Source organism: Promineifilum sp. (SeqCode), from assembly GCF_041918635.1.
Lineage (GTDB): Bacteria > Chloroflexota > Anaerolineae > Promineifilales > Promineifilaceae > Promineifilum.
On the sequence record NZ_JAYRVJ010000664.1, the window covers coordinates 1 to 2,583 of the forward strand.

Consider the following 2,583-nt stretch of genomic DNA (forward strand, 5'->3'; position numbering starts at 1 on the left):
GGGTCGTTGGTCGTTCGTCGTGCCCCGTTCGCCGTTCGTCGCACCCCTGCCCCCCGGCCCCCCTGCCCCCCCGCTTCCCCGCTGGCCTCAGGCCGGAACGGAGCACGTCGAGATAGGCGCGCACGCGCTGGCGGCGTAGCGGGCGACGGCTGCCCAGGAGCCATTTCGCGCTCTCCAGTAGCAGTTGCCAGACGTAATTCGCCATCAGGACGGCGCGCAGGAAGCCGGCCGCGGCCCGGCCGTGAAACTTGCGGAAATAGCGCAGTTTGGCGCGCTGGAAGTTGATGTGGCGAGCGGTGACGGCCTGCTCGCTGCTCTTGCCGGAATGGTGGACAACGCGCGCCGCCGGGTGATAGACCACGCGCCAGCCCTCCTCCTTGATCCGGCGGCACCAGTCAAGCTCCTCGGAGTACATGAAATACGCCTCGTCCAGCCCGCCGACGCGCTCGTAGACGGCGCGGGGCACAAGGATGCAGGCCCCAGTCAGCCAATCAACGTCAGCCGTGGCGTCGTCGGACAAGTCGAGGGCGTAGTAGCGGCGCAGCACGCCGGGGGCCAGCCCTTCCAGCCAGGTGCTCTCGAAGATGCCGGTGGCCAGCGTCGGGAAGCGGCGGCGCGAGGACTGGACAGTGCCGTCGGCGTTGAGCAGTTGCGGGCCGACTGCGCCCACGTCGGGGTGGGCGTCCAGGTAGGCCAGGAGCGTGGGCAGGGCGTCGTCGAGGATGACCGTATCGGGGTTCAGCAGCAGCAGCGCCCGGCCGCGCGCCCGCGCCAGGGCGATGTTGTTGCCGCGCGGGAAGCCAACGTTCTCCGCCTGCGGCAGGAGCATCACCCACGGGAACTCGGCGGCGACCATGGCCACGCTGTCGTCGGTCGAGGCGCTGTCCACGACGATGACCTCCACGTCCAGCCCACCCCGGCCGCGCTCGATGGAGCGCAGGCAGTCGCGCAGCAGGTCGCGGACGTTCCAGTTGACGATGAGGATGGAGAGGGAGGGCAGGGGAGCGGGGGAGCGGGGGGGCGGGGGAGCAGGAGACATAGGGCGTTGCGAGCAGTAAGCAGTATTCAGTGGGTCAGTGGTTGGTGACAGTTGATCGCCCGTCACTCGTGTTAGTCACTCTCCCCTGCTCCCCCGCTCCCCCGCCCCCCTGCGCGGCATAGGCCTCTGACAACCTGAAAAGAGCCACCGCATTGGCCGTGGTGGCCTGGGCTACTTCCTCGAGGGAGAGACCGCGCACCTCGGCCAGCCGCTCAGCGACGAGATGGACGTAGGCGGGTTCGTTGCGCCGGCCGCGGTGGGGATGCGGGGCCAGGAAGGGAGCGTCGGTCTCGATGAGGATGCGGTCAAGCGGGACGCGGGCGGCGATGGCGCGCAGGTCGTCGGCCTTTTTGAAGGTCAGCGGGCCGGTGAAGCCCATGTAGAAGCCCAGCGCCAGAGCGGCCTCAGCCGTGGGCCACTCGGCCGAAAACGAATGGAAGACACCGCGCAAGAGCCCTTCTTGTAGTGCGGGATGAGATCTGGCCTTTTCTCGGCCCCCTGCTCCCTCGCTCCCCTGCTCCCCCGTAACCTCCACTAGCAAACGCAACAGGTCAGTGCTGGCATCCCGGTTATGGAGAATAACCGGCAGATCGAGTTCGGCGGCCAGCGCCAGTTGGCCGAGGAGCGCCCGGTGCTGAGTGGCCGGCGGGGTCTTGTCCCAGTAGTAATCGAGGCCGATCTCGCCGATGGCGACCACCCTGGGGTGGGCGGCCAGGGCGCGCAGCTCGTCGATCCACTCGTCGCGCCAGCCGGCGGCCGAATTGGGGTGGACGCCGACGGCGGCATAGACGCCGGGGAAGCGTTCGGCCAAGTCCAGCACGGCGCGGACGTTGCCCAGATCAAGGCTGGGGACGATGATCCGCGTGACGCCGGCCGCCGCCGCCCGCTCAACCACCGCCTCCGCCTCGCCGGCGAAGGAGTCGAAGTCGAGGTGACAGTGCGTGTCAACGAGCATTAGGTGCGGCCCACTTTCTGAAGTGGGTTGCACCTGCATCAACCCATCACTCGTCGCCCGTGACCCGTCACTCGTCACCAGAGTTCTCCCCTGCTCCCTCGCTCCTCTGCCCCCCTACTCCTCCGCCCATAATCCGGGCCATGAAATCGTCGGGGACGAGGACGGTAACAACCTCGCCGCGAACGCATATTTCCATACGGTCAGAACCCGCATCTGAGGATGCGGACTCTGTATGGGCATAGAGGTCTACGGCGACGATGACCTTGCGGCCCTTAATCTCCTTCACCCGTCCGCGCAATTCGAGCGGGCGATCGATGGGGGTTGGCTTCAGATAGTCCACGCGCAGAGAGGCGGTCAGGAAACGCAGCGGCGGGTCGCTGTCCATCGGCCGTCCCTCGGCGCGGTACATGGCCGCGGCGGCCGTGCCCGTGCCGTGGCAGTCAATGAGCGAGGCCAGCAGGCCGCCATAGACGTAGCCGGGCACAGCCGTGTGGTGAGGCCGCGGCTGGTAGTGGCAGACCGTCTCGTCGCCGTCCCAATAGCTCTTGATCTGCAAGCCGTGCTCGTTCAGCCGTCCGCAGCCGTAGCA

At 67.8% G+C, this 2,583-nt stretch carries 3 protein-coding genes; all 3 read right to left on the reverse strand.

Annotated features, from left to right (window positions below):
• On the reverse strand, window positions 1-1,039 hold a 1,039-nt coding region (locus ACE3UY_RS19525; protein WP_374689153.1), incomplete at its 3' end, for a glycosyltransferase family 2 protein.
• A 34-nt stretch (window positions 1,040-1,073) separates the two neighbouring features.
• Entirely contained in the window at window positions 1,074-2,072 is a 999-nt protein-coding gene (locus ACE3UY_RS19530) for a TatD family hydrolase (RefSeq protein WP_374689154.1), read from the reverse strand.
• Window positions 2,062-2,583: PaaI family thioesterase (locus tag ACE3UY_RS19535; RefSeq protein ID WP_374689155.1), on the reverse strand; the 522-nt coding region annotated here is incomplete at its 5' end. The genes ACE3UY_RS19530 and ACE3UY_RS19535, both read right to left, overlap by 11 nt.